Below are 14,736 nucleotides of genomic sequence, written 5' to 3'. Positions count from 1 at the left end.
GCTCGGGGTATGCGGTCGTCGTGCGGGTGCGGATTCGCCGTGGTCGATCGCGCAGTTCTCCGCGCCCCTTTCGGGGCGCCTAGCATGATCCGCATCAGCAAGTCGAGGAAGGTGCGCCATGGCGAAGGCAGCCGAGAAGGCCGTGCGGACCAGCGTCTGGCTGGAAAGCAAAGCGCACCGGCGGCGCGGTGGTGGACAGCCCTCGGGGCTGGACCGCGCGCGCATCACCGAGGTCACCGTCCGGCTGCTCGACGCGGAGGGGCTGGCCAAGTTCTCGATGCGGCGGCTGGCCGGTGAGCTGAACGTCACCGCGATGTCCGTCTACTGGTACGTCGACACCAAGGACGACCTCCTCGAACTCGCCCTGGACGAGGTCATGGGCGAGATGCGGCTGCCCGATCCGGACGCCGACGAGGACTGGCGCGACCAGGTGCGGGCGCTCGCCCGGGAGTACCGGACGCTGCTGGTGCGTCACCCCTGGGTGTCCGCCCTGGTCGGCGTCTTCCTCAACATCGGCCCCAACAACCTGGCCTTCTCCAGGGCCGTACAGCGCGTCGTCCGCAGGACCGGGCTGCCCGCGAAACGCCTGACGAGCACGATCTCGGCCGTCTTCCAGTTCGTCTACGGCTACGGCACGCTGGAGGGCCATCTCTCCACCCGGGCCGCGGCCGGCGGCATGACCGTGGACGAGTACTTCCAGCAGGCGCTGAGCACGGTGAGCGCGGCCCCGCAGGCCGCCGACGTCATCCAGGAGTCGCAGGAGATCATGGCGGCGCGGGGCGGCGACACGGTCGCCGAGATGCTGGAGCGCGACTTCGAGTTCGCGCTGGAACTGCTGATCGCGGGCATCGAGGCGATGGTCGCCCGCGAGTGAGGAGCTACTCCCCCTCGACCAGCCGCGCCGGGAACCCGCCGGTCGCCACCGGCCCCCACCGCTCCGGTGTGATGCGGATGATCGACTTGCCCTGCTTGACCATGGCCGCGCGGTACTCGTCCCAGTCGGGGTGCTCTCCGGCGATGTTCCGGTAGTACTCCACGAGCGGTTCGACGGAGTCGGGCGTGTCGACGACCTCGGCCGTGCCGTCGATCTGGACCCAGGGGCCGTTCCAGTCGTCGCTGAGCACGATCAGGCTGACCCGGGAGTCCCGCTTGGCGTTGCGGGTCTTGGCCCGCTCCGGGTACGTCGAGACCACGATCCGGCCCGAGTCGTCGACCCCGCAGGTCAGCGGCGAGCCCTGGGGGCCGCCGTCGGCGCGCCGGGTCAGCAGGATCGCGTGGTGCCGGGGTCGTACGAAGTCGAGCAACTCGTCGAGGGAGACGCGGGTGTTCGTAGCGATGTTCGGTGCCATGTCAGGCAGCCTACGACGCCATGGCCTCGGCGAGGTTGTCGTACACGGGCACGTCCCGGCGCAGGCCGGTCAGCTCCAGTACGCGGCTCGCGACGCCGTCCGGCCGGGCCACCAGACGCATCCGGGCCCCGGGGCGCAGCCGGTGGCGTACGTCGTTGAGGAGGCGGATGCCCTGGGAGTCCATGAAGCAGGTCGCGCTGAGGTCGAGGACGAGCACCTCCAGCCGGTCACCACGGGCCCGGGCCTCGGACATGATGAGCGGAAACAGCTGCTCCGCGTTGTAGAAGTCGATCTCCGCGGGCATGGCGACGTGGACGTGGCCGGGCAGGTCCCGCGGTTCGGTGGGATTCGGGAGGAAAGTCACAGCACTCACCTGGCAGACGTTCGTCCGGATTCCGGTATGGCCGCTTCCTGACCCGTGGGCCCATTCCACCATGCCGGGGCGCGGCTGCGGAAGGCGCCCGTGGCGGCCGTCGGCCGGACGTCACCTGCACGCAACCGAGCAGCTAGAGTGCTGTTCGTCCTGTGCTCGCAGTCGGGAATGTGCTGCGGAGCTCTCCTGCGCACGGCCATGGTCGTGCATGCCGAAGAGGTTCGTGGTGGCTGCGTCCGAGTTTCCTGATTTGCCCCGGTTTCCGGTCGGCTTCGAGCTGGGCGAGGCCCTGACGGTGGCGTCTCAGCAGCTGCACGAGACACCCACACGGCACAACACGCTGCGCACGGCGGTCCGGCTGGCCGTGCACATCATGCCCGGGGCCGAGCACGCCGGCATCTCCGAGATCGAGCGCGGCAGCAAGTTCCGCACGCTCGCCTGGACCGACGACGTCGTGCGCTCCGCCGAGGCACGGCACGGCGGCCGCGAACCGCACGGGCACTGGGACCAGTTGTGGCACAGCCCGGTGGCGCGGATAGCGGACAGCGAGGCCGACGACGGCTGGGACGTGCTGTCGGCCCTGGGGCTGCGCTCGGCGCTGTCGCTGCGGCTGCGGGCCGACCGCCGCCGGCTGACCGTGCTCACGGCCTACGCGCGCAAACCGGGCGCCTTCGACGAGGACGCGACGCGCATCGGCCGGCTGTTCACCACGCACGTCAGCATCGCCCTGGAGTCCGCGACCGTGCGCGAGCAGCTCACCGAGGCCATGCACACCCGGGACCTGATCGGCCAGGCCACCGGCATCCTCATGGAGCGCCAGGGCATCGACGCGGCCGCGGCCTTCGAGAGCCTGGTGCGGGCCTCCCAGCGGGAGAACGTGAAACTGCGCGACCTCGCCCGCCGGATCGTCAGCGCCCACAACTCCACGTGAGGCACCGCGAGTTAGGGCGGGGGCGTTAAGGGACGCCGACGGGATACCCGTACGTTCATGAGCTCCGAGACGTCCGACACGCTGGACCAGGCGATGGTGCGCAGCAGCGGTCTCGACACCCTGCTGCGCGATCTGACCGACCGTGCGGTGCAGGAGGTGCCCGGCGCCGCCGCGTGCAGCATCACGGTGAGCCGCGGCGGCCGGCTGCTCACCCTGGCCGGCAGCGACGGCCTGCCCAGCGGCCTGGACCAGCGCCAGTACGAGAACGGCTCGGGCCCCTGCGTCGACGCCGCCGAGACCGGCGCCGAGCAGTACGCCCCCGACCTGTCCGCGGAGTCCCGCTGGCCTGCGTACACGCGCTACGCGCTCTCCGCGGGCGTCCACTGCGTGCTGGCCGTGCCGGTCGCCGTCGAGGGCGAGACGGGCGCCGCGATCAACCTCTACGGTCTGCGGCGCGCGGTGCTGGACCCGGGCCGGGACGCGGCCCGTGCCTTCGCCGCACGGGCGGGGGACGCGATCAACGTGGCGCTGCGCATCGAGCGCCGCCGCCAGTCGGCGACGGACGTGCGCACCGCGCTGCTCTCCCGCAGCGTCATCGACCAGGCGATCGGCATCCTCATGGCACGGGAGCGGATCGACGCCCGGGACGCGTTGGAGCGGCTGCGCCGCGCCTCGCAGCACCGGAACGTCAAACTCCGGGACCTGTGCGGCCAGTTGGTGGCGAAGGTCTCCGGCCCGGCCTCAGGCAGCCGGAAGTGACTCGCTCTGCACGGCCTGGATGTCCAGCTCCACCCTGAGCGTCGTGCCGACGGCGGCGATGCCGGCCTGGAGGACCTGGTTGTAGTTCATCGCGAAGTCCTCGCGGTGCAGTTCGGTCGTGGCGCGGAACGCCGCGCGGGTGCCGCCCCAGGGGTCCGGGCCGGTGCCGAGGTAGGCCAGGTCCAGGTCCACGGGCCGTACGACCCCGTGCATGCCCAGCTCACCGTGGACCGTCCACCGGTCGGACCCGGTCGCCGTGAGCCCCGTGGACCGGTAGGTGATCTCGGGGAACCGCTCCACGTCCAAGAAGTCCGGCGACTTCAGGTGCCCGTCGCGCATGCCGTTGCCGGTGTCGACGGACGCGGCCCGGATCACCGCCTCCACACGGGACTTGGTGACGTCGTCCGGGGCGATCTCGATCGAGCCGGAGAACTCCGTGAACCGGCCGTGCACGCTGGAGATGCCCAGATGCTGTGCCACGGCGGCCACGCTGGAGTGCACCGGGTCGACGGTCCACGGCCCCGGCGGCGGCAGCTCGGTGCCGCCCTGCCGCGCCAGCGTCACCGTGCCGACCTCGGCCCGGCCTCCCCCACCCGTGACGATCACGCTGGAGGCCGCGGGCGCGTACCCGACGGCCGTGACGATGACGGTGTACGCCCCCGGCTCCAGCGGCGTCGCGTCCCGTACGGCGCCCTCCGCGTCGGCCTCGGCACGCAGCGCCTGCGCGCCGGTCCTGTCGACCACGGTGACGACCGCGTGCGACACGGCCCAACCGTCCCGGGTACGGATCCTCGCGGTCAGTCCCATCTCAGCTAACTCCTCGCAATGAGACCGGCCCGTGACCGTCAGGGCGGTGGCCACCGGCGGGTAGCCCGTGGCGATGACGGTGTACTCGCCGCCGTCCAGGTCGGTGAAGGCGTACGCCCCGTCCGTGCCGGTCGTGGCCGAGCCGACGACGTTGCCCGCCTGGTCGACCAGCGTCACCCGGGCGTCGGCCAGCGGGCCGTGCGGGGCGCGGACGACACCCTGGACGCGGGCGCCCGAGTCCAGGTCGATCTCGACCCGGGTGACCCCGGTGCCGCCCACCTCGACGGGCAGGGCGCGCGGCCGGTACCCGGCGGCGTTCACCGCGACGGTCACCGCGCCCGGCACCAGCTCGGCGAAGGAGAACTCGCCCTGCTCACCGGTCGTCCCGGTGGCCAGCAGATCCCCGCGCACATCGGTCACGATCACCATCGCGTCCTTGACCGGCTGCCCGCCCTCGGCGGCCCGCACCAGGCCGGTCAGCCCGCTGGTGCCGCTGAGCAGGATGTCGTAGGCGACCGGCTCGCCGTTCACCACGACCGTGGACGCCTGCGGCTGGTAGCCGTCGGCGGACGCGATCAGCACGAACGACCCGGCGCCCGGCGCGTCGATGGCGTAGGAGCCGTCGGCCTGCGCCCTGGACCGGCCCAGCTGACGCCCGACCAGCGAGATCAGCGTGACGGCGGCCTGCGGCACGGGCGCGGACTCGGCGCCACGGACGAAACCGCGCACGGGGACACCGCCGGAGGTCTCGTCCGGACGGGCCGCCGTGGCGACGGCGGCGAGCCGCTGCGTGCCCTCGGGCCCGGTGCCGTCGGCGGCCTCGGTGTCGACCACGGCCCAGCTCGGCACGGCCTTCTCCGCTGCGGGAGCCTCGGCGGCCGCCTCGGCGGGAGCCTGCGCGCGGGCGTCGGCGTCCGCCGCCTGCGCCAGCCCACCCTTCGTCTTCAACGGGACCTCCTTGATGAACAACGACACCAGCAGCGCGAGCAGCGCCAGCGGAGCCGAGTAGAGGAACACGTCCGCGACGGCGTGGCCGTAGGCGCTCTCCACGACGGTGCGGATCGGCGCGGGCATCGCACCGAGGTCGGGGATGTTGCCCTCGCCCGTGCCGGCGTGACCGAGGGCCGCGCCCTTGGCGCCGAGGTCGGCGAGGCCGTCCTCGACGTAGTCGGTGATCTTGTTGCCCAGGACCGCGCCCAGTGCCGAGACGCCCACGGCACCGCCAAGGGACCGGAAGAACGTCACCGTGGAGCTGGCGGCGCCCAGGTCGCCCGGCTCCACCTGGTTCTGCGTGCAGAGCACCAGGTTCTGCATCATCATGCCGATGCCGAGACCCATCAGCGCCATGAAGATCGCTATGTGCCAGTACTCGGTGTCGTACCGGATCGTGCTCAGCAGGCCGAGGCCCGCGGTCACCAGCACACCGCCGGCGACCAGCCACGCCTTCCAGCGCCCGGTCCGGGTGATGACCTGGCCGGAGACGGTGGAGGAGATGAACAGACCCGCGATCATCGGGATCGTCATGACACCGGACATCGTCGGCGACTTGTCCCGGGCCAGCTGGAAATACTGGCTGAAGAAGACGGTCCCGGCGAACATCGCGACACCGACGAACAGTGAGGCCAGCGACGCCAGCGTGATGGTCCGGTTGCGGAACAGCCGCAGCGGGATGATCGGCTCACTGGCCTTCGCCTCGATCAGGACGAACAGCGCCAGCAGCACGACCGAGCCGCCGACCATCGCGTACGTCTGCCACGACACCCAGTCGTACTTGTCGCCGGCGAAGGTCACCCAGACGAGCAGCAGGCAGACGGCCGCGGTGATGAAGAAGGCGCCGGCCCAGTCGACCTTGACCTTCCGCTTGACCACGGGCAGGTGCAGGGTCTTCTGGAGAACGATCAGGGCGATCACGGCGAAGGGCACGCCGACGTAGAAGCACCAGCGCCAGCCGAGCCAGTCGGTGTCGGTGATGACGCCGCCGACCAGCGGGCCACCGACCATGGCGGTGGCGAAGGTGGCGCCGAGGTAGCCGTTGTACCGGCCGCGCTCCCGCGGCGAGATCATCGCCGCCATGATGATCTGGGCCAGCGCGGACAGGCCGCCCATGCCGATGCCCTGGACCGCGCGGAAGGTGATGAGCATGCCCGGGTTCTGGGACATGCCGGCCGCCGCCGAACCCAGCACGAAGATGACCAGCGCGAACTGGATCAGCAGCTTCTTGGAGAACAGGTCGGCGAGCTTGCCCCACAGCGGCGTGGACGCGGTCATCGTCAGCAGGGACGCGGTCACGACCCAGGTGTAGGCGCTCTGGCCGCCGCCGAGGTCGCCGATGATCCGGGGCAGGGCGTTGGAGACGATCGTCGACGACAGGATCGCGACGAACATGCCGAGCAGAAGGCCGGTGAGGGCCTCCATGATCTGCCGGTGCGTCATCGGAGCGCCGTCGCCGGAGGAGCTGTGGGAGCCTCCCCCGTGCTTGGCATGAGCCCGCACACCGGCTGGTGTGGTCGTTGCCATGGGCTTCCTTTTCTTACGTGCTTGCGGGTGTACGGGTGGTCTGTGCGACAGCGGGTGGTGCCGCCCGGGGCGCGGGGCGGCAGTCGAAGCTCTCCCTCAGCCGCGCCATCAGGTCCGTGAGCCGGCCGACGTCCTCGTCGGTCCAGTCGCTCAGGCGCTCGGCGAGGACCTCGGTGGTCCGCCGGGACAGTTCGTCGAGCTGTGCGTGGCCCGCGGGTGTGAGGCGCAGGATGCGGGAGCGTTTGTCCGCGGGGTCGGGGGAGCGTTCGATCCAGCCCCGGGCCACGACGTGCGCGACGTGGCGACTGGTGACCGACATGTCCACCGCGAGCAGCTCGGCGAGCTTGCTCATGCGCATGTCGCCGTGGCGGCCCAGCAGTGTCAGTACGGCCGCCGAACCGCCGGGACAGTCGGCCGGCATGATCCGGCCGAGCTCCCGCTTCACGGCGCCGAAGGCACTGAACTGGCGGACCAGCTCTTCGTACTCCGCCCTCTCGGCCATGACACCTCCCACTTTCGTTGCTTAGGGCAACCATAGGAGCGATTGGTTGCTGAAGGCAAATAAAGGAGGTGAATGGGGCATAAAAAGTCGGCAAAGGCAAGTATTGCGGTAGTAAATGTGCAGGTGGTGAGCCTGGCGGCAGGGGGTGGGCGGGAGCGAACGGAATGCCAACCCCCACTTGGGGAGCCCCGTCGTTTTCGCTAGGGTCTCGGGCCATGGCTAACAACCAGGCCCCCCAGGGCAATCACGACCCCGCCGGCAGCACCCAGATGTTCCGCGCGTTCGTCGACGAGGCGGCGCCGCAGGGGCGGCAGACCGCGCCGACGAGTGGCGGGCCGCGTATCGGTCTCATCATCGGCGTCGTCGTCGCCGTCGCGGTTGTCGCGGCGGTGGCTTGGCTGGCGCTGGGGTGACGTCGACCGTGGTGTAACTCGTACGGCGGGTTTTCTGGAACTCGGCGTTGTTGCTGGGCGGGGTGGGTCCGCAGCCCGGCGGTGCGGGGTGCCGCTGCGCCCACGCTCCCCCAAGCTCTCGGCTTCTCCCTCAAGTTCTCGGCTTCGCTCGAGGGGACCCCCATGAGCAGGGGGGATCCCCATCCCCAGCGGCACGACTGCCCGCAGCGGCGGCCGGCGGCAGCTAAGCGGGTCGACATCACGCAGCTGAACTTGCAGCGCGCAGCGGTGTCTGCGGCATCTGAGCGGGACCACCGCGCAGCCGCACCCGTCGGCGCGGCCCCGACCCACCACTGCCGCGCAGGCGCACCCACCACTGGCGCGTAGGCGCCCCACCACCCGCGGCTCGGCGGCCACCCTCCGCGGATAGGCGGCCCACCACGCACGAGTCGGCGGCCCGCCACCCGCGGATAGGCGAACCACCACCCGGCGGATAGGCGAACCACCACCCGGCGGGTCGGCGAGCCACCACCCGGCGGGCGGCGAGCCACCACCCACAGGTCGCGACCCACCACCCGCCGGTCGGCGGTGGCGTCAGTCCGAGATGAGGCCTTCCCTCAGCTGCGCCAGGGTCCTCGTCAGCAGGCGGGACACGTGCATCTGTGAGATGCCGACCTCCTCGCCGATCTGCGACTGGGTCATGTTCGCGAAGAACCGCAGCATGATGATCCGCCGCTCACGGGGCGGCAGTTTGGCCAGCAGCGGCTTCAACGACTCCCGGTACTCGACGCCCTCCAGGGCGCTGTCCTCGTACCCCAGCCGATCCGCCAGCGAGCCCTCGCCGCCGTCGTCCTCCGGCGCCGGGGAGTCCAGCGAGGACGCCGTGTACGCGTTCCCCACCGCCAGCCCGTCGACGACGTCCTCCTCGGACACCCCGAGCACGGACGCGAGTTCGGTGACCGTCGGCGAGCGGTCCAGCTTCTGCGAGAGCTCGTCACTGGCCTTCGTCAGGGCCAGCCGCAGCTCCTGAAGCCGGCGCGGCACCCGCACCGACCAGGACGTGTCGCGGAAGAACCGCTTGATCTCACCCACGACGGTTGGCATCGCGAACGTGGGGAACTCGACGCCCCGTTCGCAGTCGAACCGGTCGATCGCCTTGATCAGCCCGATCGTGCCGACCTGGACGATGTCCTCCATCGGCTCGTTGCGGGAGCGGAACCGCGCCGCCGCGTACCGCACCAGCGGCAAGTTGAGCTCGATCAGCGTGTCACGGACGTACGCACGCTCGGGGCTGTCCTCGTCGAGCGCGGCCAGCCGCAGGAACAGGGAGCGGGACAGGGTGCGGGTGTCGATGGCCCCCGCGGCCGGAAGCACCGGGGCGGGCTCGGTCGCGAGCTCGGCCGGGACGTCGTCGATGGGGCCGAGTGAGTCGAGAGCATGGGGAGCTTTGTCGCTCTCCGCGAGCGTGAGCACCTTCGAGCTGCCCTGTTCTGCGGACATGCCACCCCCTTTGGGTCGCGGGACGGTCGCGGCGGACGCTCCCGTCTGAGGAACGCAGCCTTCACCTGAATACCGGAGCCGAAGCCCCGGCAAACGCGCTTCCCGCAGAATGTCACATGTCGGCAACACGCTGTAGTGACATGTCGACATCTGAGACGCGAATCCGCCCTGCAAGCAAAGGGCCTGACGCCTTTTCGGCCCGCAACTGTCGGGAACCGTCCTGATGAGCGATTCGCCCGCCACTGTTACCACTCGCAACTGTTTGCGATTACGTACCGAGGGGGTTCACAGCCGCCCACCGTCCCGCTTCACGGCTACGCGTCGATCCGGTTCGCAGACCGCAACCGCTGGAAGCTACGCGCGAGTAGCCGCGAGACATGCATCTGTGAGACGCCGAGTTCCGCGCTGATCTGAGACTGCGTGAGATTGCTGTAGTACCGCAGCAGCAGAATCCGCTGCTCCCTTTCGGGCAGTTGTACGAGCAGATGCCGTACGAGATCCCGGTGCTCCACCCCGTCCAGCGCGGGATCCTCGTAACCGAGCCGGTCCAGCAGTCCCGGCAGCCCGTCGCCCTCCTGCGCGGCTTCGAGAGAGGTCGCGTGATACGACCGCCCGGCCTCGATGCAGGACAGCACCTCGGCCTCGGTGATGCGCAGCCGCTCGGCGATCTCGGCCGTGGTCGGGGTGCGTCCGAAGGCGGTCGTGAGGTCCTCGGTCGCGCTGTTGACCTGTACCCAGAGCTCGTGCAGCCGGCGTGGCACATGGACCGTACGGACGTTGTCGCGGAAGTAGCGCTTGATCTCGCCGATCACCGTCGGCATCGCGAACGTCGGGAACTGCACGCCCCGGTCCGGGTCGAAGCGGTCGATGGCGTTGATGAGCCCGATGGTGCCGACCTGGACGACGTCCTCCATCGGCTCGTTGCGGGAGCGGAACCGGGCGGCCGCGTAGCGCACGAGCGGCAGGTTGGCCTCGATGAGCGCCCCGCGCACCCGGTCGTGCTCCGGCGTCCCCGGCTGGAGCTCCTTGAGCTGTGCGAAGAGGACCTGCGTGAGGGCGCGGGTGTCGGCGCCGCGGCTCCGCTGGGGAGCCGGTTCCGAGGATGGTGTCTGAGGTGCGGTACTGGCCAGCACGGTCAACTCCACCTCGTCATCCGTCAACTCTTCCATCAAAAGCGGTCATAGCATCACAAGACATGTGCACTGTGTGCAAGCACCCCATAACTACGTGTTGAGGGATGAAATACCGCATAAATGCGCACCAGCAACGAAAAGAGCCCCCGTCGGAACGACGGGGGCTCGAAGCGGCGGGCTCAGAACTCGTAGTCGGCGATCACCCACGTGGCGAACTCGCGCCACAGTGCGACGCCCGCCTGGTGGTCGGGATGCTCCACGTACCGCCGCAGCGCGTCCGCGTCGTCGAAGGCCGAGTTGATGGCGAAGTCATGGGCGATGGGACGGTCGCTGACGTTCCAGCCGAGCTCCCAGAAGCGGATCCCGGGAATCGTGCCGTCGAGGGCGCGGAAGGCCTCGACGCCCTTCACGACCCGCGGGTCGTCGCGCTCGACGCCCTCGTGCAGCTTGAAGAGGACCAGGTGGCGGATCATCATTTCCCTCCGTCGGCGACCCACGTGGCGAAGTCGCCGAGGGCCCGGGCGGCGTCCGATATGCCCTGGAATCCTATAAGGACGTAGTCCGCGGCCTTCTCCGGGTCCGTGATGATCACGTACGACACGAAGACCACGAGGACGTAGACGGCGACCTTCTTCGCGTTCACCGCCATCGCGGCCTCCCCTGTCACTGGTGTCCCAAACAGCGCACATGATCGCACGAAGGACCGATCACGCGAAGGGGTAGATCGCACGAAAGGCCCCGTCTGACGACGAGGCCCTTCTCAAGCGGTAGCGGAGGGATTTGAACCCTCGGTGACTTGCGCCACACTCGCTTTCGAGGCGAGCTCCTTCGGCCGCTCGGACACGCTACCGAGGGAGACCTTACAGCAAGGTGCCGCGTGCTTTGAAATCGGTATTCGGCGACGGTCAGCGGCCGCGGAAGAACTCGGTGAGGACCCCGGCGCACTCCTCGGCGAGCACGCCCTCGATCACCTCGGGCCGGTGGTTGAGCCGCCGGTCGCGGACGAGGTCCCAGAGGGAACCGGCCGCGCCGGCCTTCTCGTCGCGGGCGCCGTAGACGAGCCGGTCGACGCGGGACTGCTGGATCGCGCCCGCGCACATCGTGCAGGGCTCCAGCGTCACCACGAGGGTGCAGCCGGCGAGCCGCCACCGGCCGAGTCCGGCCGCGGCCCGCCGCAGGGCGAGGACCTCCGCGTGGGCCGTCGGGTCGCCGCCGGCCTCGCGTTCGTTGTGTCCGGTCGCGAGCACCGTCGTGCCGTCCGGGGCCAGTACGACGGCGCCGACGGGGACGTCCCCGCCCCGGACCGCCTCGGCGGCCTCGGCCAGGGCGAGTCGCATCGCGGGCCGCCAGGGGTCCCGTACCGGATCCGGCCGGTCCGGTGGGCCCGGCCGGTCCGGTGGGCCCGGCTGGTTCGGCTGGTCCGGCGGTCCCGGGGTGGTGCGAGCGGTCAGCGGACGGTCTCCAGGGTCTCCGAGGCGCCGAGGGCCTCGGCGATCTCCGTGACGGCGTCCGTCGCCAGCGAGCGCAGCTCCTTCTCGCTCACGCCGAGGTCGTCCAGGATCTGGGCGTCGCCGACCGGGCCGTGCGGCACGGACTCGCCGGCTGCGGCGACCGGGTCGGCGTCGTCGGGCTCGGCGTCGTCGGACTCACCGTCCTCGGTGCCGTCGAGGTCGAGGGCGTCCAGGTCGTCCCCGTCGTCCGGATCGCGTCCGAGCAGCTCGTCGGTGAGCAGGATCTCGCCGTAGCTGCTGCGGGCAGCGGCGGCGGCGTCCGAGACGTAGATGCGAGGGTCCTCCTCGCCGTCCACGCGGACGACGCCGAACCAGGCGTCCTCCTGCTCGATCAGCACGAGCACCGTGTCCTCGTCGGGGGAGGCTTCACGGGCCAGGTCGGCCAGATCCGACAGGGTTTCCACATCGTCGAGCTCTGTGTCGCTCGCTTCCCACCCGTCTTCGGTGCGCGCGAGCAGTGCGGCGAAGTACACCGTGACTCTCCCACTGGTCATAGGCGTGCCGGTTGGGGGTCCCCCCGGCGGAGGTTGCGGGCGGGGAGTGCTCGTCCGAGCCCCACCCACTCGGAATCGTGGCAGAAACAAGGCGTTCAGGGGACGTCTTCGGCTCCCTGTGTCCGGCAGTTTTGATCGCACGCTCGTTGCCGCCACCTGCGGATCGTACGCGGCTTTCCCCCGCTGCACGCACGGTCACCTCGGCAACGTCCGCGCGGTTCGTGATCTTCCCCGGGGGTTTGCTCCCCCGTTTCCTACCAGCGGAACGTGCGCATGCGCATCGCGTGCCGCAGCCGGGCCGTCTTGACGCGGCGCGGCTGCACGCGGTCGCGCAGCTCCCGGGCCTCGGCCAGATCGCGCAGGAACCGGGCGCGCCGCCGACGGCGCTCGGCGTCGGTCTCGCTCGTCGTCCCGCCCAGCATGCGGGTCGCGCCGGCCGTATCCGCCGCGCCCGGCACGTCGGCCTGCTCGGACTGCTCGGTCCATCCGGTCTGGACGGTCCGGGCAGTCCTGCCGGTCTCGTCGGTCTCCGGGTCCGTCGCGGGCTGTGCGCGCGGCGACGGAACGTCTCGGGAATCCCGGTCGGGCATCAGGCTCACCACCCCCAGTCCGTCCTTCCCGCTTTCCCCCGGACGGGCGGTTTGACGCCAGCGAACGGGTGATGGGCGGACGGCGGGCTTGCTGTGCGGCCGGGGCCAACGGGCCCGGTTACTGTTGTGGACATGCGTCTCCACGTCGTCGACCATCCCCTGGTCGCCCACAAGCTCACCACGCTGCGCGACCAGCGCACCGACTCCGCGACCTTCCGCCGTCTCGCCGACGAGCTGGTCACCCTGCTCGCATACGAGGCCACGCGCGACGTGCGCACCGAACAGGTCGACATCCGGACGCCGGTGGCCACGACCACGGGCGTCAAGCTGTCCCACCCGCGTCCGCTGGTGGTGCCGATCCTGCGGGCCGGCCTCGGCATGCTGGACGGCATGGTCCGGCTGCTGCCGACCGCCGAGGTGGGCTTCCTCGGCATGATCCGCAACGAGGAGACGCTCCAGGCCTCCACGTACGCCACGCGTATGCCCGAGGACCTGTCGGGACGACAGGTGTACGTGCTCGACCCGATGCTCGCCACCGGCGGCACGCTGGTCGCGGCGATCCAGGAGCTGATGCGGCGCGGCGCCGACGACGTGACCGCCGTGGTGCTGCTGGCCGCGCCGGAGGGCGTCGAGGTCATGGAGCGCGAGCTGGCGGGCACCCCGGTGACGGTCGTGACCGCGTCGGTCGACGAGCGCCTGAACGAGCACGGCTACATCGTGCCGGGCCTCGGCGACGCGGGGGACCGGATGTACGGGGCGGCCGAGTAGGCCAGGGCCCTACGGGGGTTCAGCAGCCCTTCTTCGACGACGGCGCCGGCTCGGGCCTGGCCAGCTTGGTCAGGGCCCGGTCGGCGTCCGGCCTCTTCGCCAGTTCCCTGAAGCCGTCGCCGATGACGAGATCGACGGCAGCGCCCTTGCGGGCCTCCTCGGTACGCCGTTCGGCCCCCGGGAGCTGGGTGCCGAGCACCGGCAGTGAGGTGTCGAGGGCGGAGGCGGGGCCGAGCAGCACGCCGGGGCCCTTGACCTTCTTGTCGTACTGCTTGGTCGCGTTGCCCACGTCGCCGATCTTGAAGCCGCGCTTCTTCAGCTCGTCGGCGGTCTGCTTCGCCAGGCCGCTGCGGGCGGTGGCGTTGAGCACGTTGACCGTGATCGCGCGCGGTTCGGGCAGGGCCTTGGGGCTGGGCGAGGGGCTCGCCTTGGTCTCGGGGGCGCAGTCCGTCCCGCTGCCGGCCGCCGAAGCCCTTCCGCCGCCGGTGAAGACGTCGATGAGCTGCCACGTGCCCCAGCCGCCCACGCCGAGCACGGCGGCGGAGGCGACGACCAGGACGACGAGCCTGCCGCGCCGCCGGGGCCGGCGCATCCGCGGGTACTTGTTTCCCTTGATGCGGTATTTGCCGCCCATGCCGGGGGGAGTCAGCATGCTCATGAACGCAGCGTAGTGCGCCTGAGCGACGATGCCTACTAGATGATCATTCGACGTCGCCCAGCAGAACCCGAAAGGGTCAACCCGTGACCGGCGGGGGTCAGTCGAGCTCGAGCACGCGCGCGTGCAGCACCTGGCGCTGCTGGAGCGCCGCCCGCACCGCGCGGTGCAGACCGTCCTCCAGGTACAGGTCGCCCTGCCACTTCACGACGTGCGCGAAGAGGTCGCCGTAGAACGTCGAGTCCTCGGCGAGCAGCGTCTCGAGGTCGAGCTGCTGTTTGGTCGTCACGAGCTGATCGAGGCGGACCGGGCGCGGCGCGACGTCCGCCCACTGCCGGGTGCTGTCCCGGCCGTGGTCGGGGTACGGCCGGCCGTTTCCGATGCGCTTGAAGATCACACGGAAAGCCTACCGGGCGGGACCTTCCGGGCGCAGCCGTGGCGACGGAGTGCGACGC

At 70.6% G+C, this 14,736-nt stretch carries 17 protein-coding genes, 1 tRNA gene and 2 pseudogenes; 5 read left to right on the top strand and 15 right to left on the bottom strand.

The genetic code is table 11. The features are described from left to right. The first annotated feature begins 118 nt into the window (after window positions 1-118). The gene (locus tag ACIBNA_RS08530; protein ID WP_399164475.1) at window positions 119-874 is read left to right on the top strand and encodes a TetR/AcrR family transcriptional regulator; all 756 of its coding nucleotides are present in this window, start codon (window positions 119-121) and stop codon (window positions 872-874) included. 4 nt (window positions 875-878) lie between these two features. Here ACIBNA_RS08530 and ACIBNA_RS08525 read toward each other — a convergent pair whose 3' ends face one another. Both ACIBNA_RS08525 and ACIBNA_RS08520 read right to left on the bottom strand, forming a co-directional pair. Continuing rightward, on the bottom strand, window positions 879-1,349 hold the full coding sequence (locus ACIBNA_RS08525) for a PPOX class F420-dependent oxidoreductase (protein WP_399164474.1): 471 nt from the start codon (window positions 1,347-1,349) through the stop codon (window positions 879-881). A 10-nt stretch (window positions 1,350-1,359) separates the two neighbouring features. Then, entirely contained in the window at window positions 1,360-1,713 is a 354-nt protein-coding gene (locus ACIBNA_RS08520; protein WP_399164716.1) for an STAS domain-containing protein, read from the bottom strand. 217 nt (window positions 1,714-1,930) lie between these two features. Here ACIBNA_RS08520 and ACIBNA_RS08515 point away from each other — a divergent pair, with 217 nt between their 5' ends. Together ACIBNA_RS08515 and ACIBNA_RS08510 are read left to right on the top strand one after the other, a co-directional pair. Then, window positions 1,931-2,653, top strand: coding sequence for an ANTAR domain-containing protein (locus tag ACIBNA_RS08515; protein ID WP_399164473.1), 723 nt, complete (start codon window positions 1,931-1,933; stop codon window positions 2,651-2,653). A 57-nt stretch (window positions 2,654-2,710) separates the two neighbouring features. Beyond that, a complete protein-coding gene (locus ACIBNA_RS08510) occupies window positions 2,711-3,412 on the top strand; it encodes an ANTAR domain-containing protein (RefSeq protein ID WP_399164472.1) in 702 nt (233 codons plus the stop codon). Here ACIBNA_RS08510 and ACIBNA_RS08505 read toward each other — a convergent pair. From ACIBNA_RS08505 to ACIBNA_RS08495, 3 genes and pseudogenes are all read right to left on the bottom strand, one after another. Continuing rightward, window positions 3,395-3,916 (bottom strand): annotated as a pseudogene (locus ACIBNA_RS08505) (YceI family protein); the annotation flags it as partial. The gene ACIBNA_RS08510 and the pseudogene ACIBNA_RS08505 sit on opposite strands and share 18 nt — an antisense overlap. Before the next feature lie 297 nt (window positions 3,917-4,213). Continuing rightward, window positions 4,214-6,736, bottom strand: a pseudogene (locus ACIBNA_RS08500) (MFS transporter); the annotation flags it as partial. 13 nt (window positions 6,737-6,749) lie between these two features. Further along, window positions 6,750-7,238: a MarR family winged helix-turn-helix transcriptional regulator gene (locus ACIBNA_RS08495; RefSeq protein WP_399164471.1), complete on the bottom strand. Its 489-nt coding sequence runs from the start codon at window positions 7,236-7,238 to the stop codon at window positions 6,750-6,752. Between the two features lie 215 nt (window positions 7,239-7,453). Between ACIBNA_RS08495 and ACIBNA_RS08490 the strand changes: the two genes are divergently transcribed. Then, entirely contained in the window at window positions 7,454-7,651 is a 198-nt protein-coding gene (locus ACIBNA_RS08490) for a hypothetical protein (RefSeq protein WP_399164470.1), read from the top strand. 573 nt (window positions 7,652-8,224) lie between these two features. On the opposite strand, the gene ACIBNA_RS08485 is transcribed toward ACIBNA_RS08490, so the two are convergent. The 8 genes from ACIBNA_RS08485 to ACIBNA_RS08450 form a co-directional block, all read right to left on the bottom strand. Further along, complete coding sequence (locus tag ACIBNA_RS08485; RefSeq protein WP_274817491.1) at window positions 8,225-9,130, bottom strand: RNA polymerase sigma factor SigF; 906 nt, start codon at window positions 9,128-9,130, stop codon at window positions 8,225-8,227. Window positions 9,131-9,444: 314 nt separating this feature from the next. Next, complete coding sequence (locus tag ACIBNA_RS08480) at window positions 9,445-10,299, bottom strand: RNA polymerase sigma factor SigF (RefSeq protein WP_399164469.1); 855 nt, start codon at window positions 10,297-10,299, stop codon at window positions 9,445-9,447. A gap of 143 nt (window positions 10,300-10,442) precedes the next feature. After that, the gene (locus ACIBNA_RS08475; RefSeq protein WP_399164715.1) at window positions 10,443-10,736 is read right to left on the bottom strand and encodes a Dabb family protein; all 294 of its coding nucleotides are present in this window, start codon (window positions 10,734-10,736) and stop codon (window positions 10,443-10,445) included. After that, window positions 10,736-10,912 carry a hypothetical protein gene (locus ACIBNA_RS08470; RefSeq protein ID WP_399164468.1) on the bottom strand — a complete coding sequence of 59 codons (177 nt, stop codon included), beginning with the start codon at window positions 10,910-10,912 and terminating at the stop codon, window positions 10,736-10,738. The genes ACIBNA_RS08475 and ACIBNA_RS08470 overlap by 1 nt, the downstream gene beginning before the upstream one ends. A gap of 116 nt (window positions 10,913-11,028) precedes the next feature. Further along, a tRNA-Ser gene (locus ACIBNA_RS08465) sits at window positions 11,029-11,113 on the bottom strand. Window positions 11,114-11,168: 55 nt separating this feature from the next. Further along, window positions 11,169-11,600, bottom strand: a complete 432-nt coding sequence (gene tadA / locus ACIBNA_RS08460) for a tRNA adenosine(34) deaminase TadA (protein WP_274817488.1) — start codon at window positions 11,598-11,600, stop codon at window positions 11,169-11,171. Window positions 11,601-11,710: 110 nt separating this feature from the next. Further along, window positions 11,711-12,247: a hypothetical protein gene (locus tag ACIBNA_RS08455; RefSeq protein WP_399164714.1), complete on the bottom strand. Its 537-nt coding sequence runs from the start codon at window positions 12,245-12,247 to the stop codon at window positions 11,711-11,713. Window positions 12,248-12,522: 275 nt separating this feature from the next. Further along, window positions 12,523-12,858 carry a hypothetical protein gene (locus ACIBNA_RS08450; RefSeq protein WP_399164723.1) on the bottom strand — a complete coding sequence of 112 codons (336 nt, stop codon included), beginning with the start codon at window positions 12,856-12,858 and terminating at the stop codon, window positions 12,523-12,525. 132 nt (window positions 12,859-12,990) lie between these two features. Between ACIBNA_RS08450 and upp the strand changes: the two genes are divergently transcribed. Further along, the gene (upp, locus tag ACIBNA_RS08445; RefSeq protein WP_274817487.1) at window positions 12,991-13,626 is read left to right on the top strand and encodes a uracil phosphoribosyltransferase; all 636 of its coding nucleotides are present in this window, start codon (window positions 12,991-12,993) and stop codon (window positions 13,624-13,626) included. Window positions 13,627-13,645: 19 nt separating this feature from the next. Here upp and ACIBNA_RS08440 read toward each other — a convergent pair whose 3' ends face one another. Together ACIBNA_RS08440 and ACIBNA_RS08435 are read right to left on the bottom strand one after the other, a co-directional pair. After that, a complete protein-coding gene (locus tag ACIBNA_RS08440; protein WP_399164713.1) occupies window positions 13,646-14,260 on the bottom strand; it encodes a LytR C-terminal domain-containing protein in 615 nt (204 codons plus the stop codon). Between the two features lie 121 nt (window positions 14,261-14,381). Continuing rightward, window positions 14,382-14,678 (bottom strand): type II toxin-antitoxin system VapB family antitoxin, encoded by a 297-nt coding sequence (locus ACIBNA_RS08435; RefSeq protein ID WP_003991361.1) that lies wholly within the window; start codon window positions 14,676-14,678, stop codon window positions 14,382-14,384. Window positions 14,679-14,736 lie beyond the last annotated feature (58 nt).

The sequence above is a fragment of the Streptomyces sp. NPDC050164 genome (assembly GCF_044459945.1).
Lineage (GTDB): Bacteria > Actinomycetota > Actinomycetes > Streptomycetales > Streptomycetaceae > Streptomyces > Streptomyces coeruleorubidus_A.
The sequence above is the reverse complement of the archived record's forward strand: the minus strand, read 5'-3'. Positions and strand labels throughout refer to the sequence as shown.